This is a genomic window from Coprococcus intestinihominis (assembly GCF_040096555.1).
In the GTDB taxonomy this organism is placed as follows: Bacteria; Bacillota; Clostridia; order Lachnospirales; family Lachnospiraceae; genus Coprococcus_A; species Coprococcus_A intestinihominis.
Window position 1 is genome coordinate 1 of record NZ_JBBMEK010000495.1, and the last position, 874, is coordinate 874.

Consider the following 874-nt stretch of genomic DNA (forward strand, 5'->3'; position numbering starts at 1 on the left):
AGTTAATTACTGTGCCATTCAAATCTACCCAATTTATACCATCATATATGAGTTTCTTTTTTAAATCAGTATCATAATATTCTTGCATATAATTAGGATAATAAGTATTTCTCAATTCAGTAGTTCCACCAAGTCTATGTGTCATATTTCTAGTTACGAAATTTACACCACTTCCTTTTTCCCAAAACTTTGCATATTTTAGATTTTTAGTTGCTGTCCATTTTTCATATGCTGATGGCGTAACACCATTCATTGTGTATTCAATTCTTCCACAAAAATCACCAGCATTAACTTCTTTTGCACACATCTGATGTTCAGACCAATCATTCCATCTTTCAATGTTAAAAGAAATAAAATCCACTTCTTGCAAAGGGTGTCCTTCGATATCGTCATTAACCATAGCCCCACACTTATAAAACTGTGGCAATAAGCATTGATGTTCGTCAGCACAATTAATCAATGTAATAGGGTGTGAAAAAGCATTTCCTAATTTAACTTCATATTCCCCAAAAGTGAATGTACAATAGTTATATCTTCCACTACATTGTTTAAGAATATGATGTTCTGCACCTAGCTGAAATGCTCTGTAAAAACCTATTGCAATAACTGATTCCCAAATAGTAATAGTTCCCGAATCATCCCCATGATAAGAAACGAAAGCTATGCAATTTTCATTTGGAATATCTATTGTGGCTGTATTATCATTTGCACTTGCTCGTGCTAATACATTAGTAATGTTACCTCTTGTCAAGTTTGCACCGTAGTAGCAAATACAAGGATGATTATGATTTGACAATTCAAAAGACAAATCATTTAAATTTATACAAGTATCGTAGCCACTGACGATAGCTACTTTTTCTGTCAACGCAGATAA

The 874-nt window shown here is 32.8% G+C and carries 1 protein-coding gene; it reads right to left on the reverse strand.

Translation table 11 applies throughout. The annotated features are described in order from the left end of the window. Positions 1-874: hypothetical protein (locus WMO25_RS18450; protein ID WP_349086716.1), on the reverse strand; the 874-nt coding region annotated here is incomplete at both ends.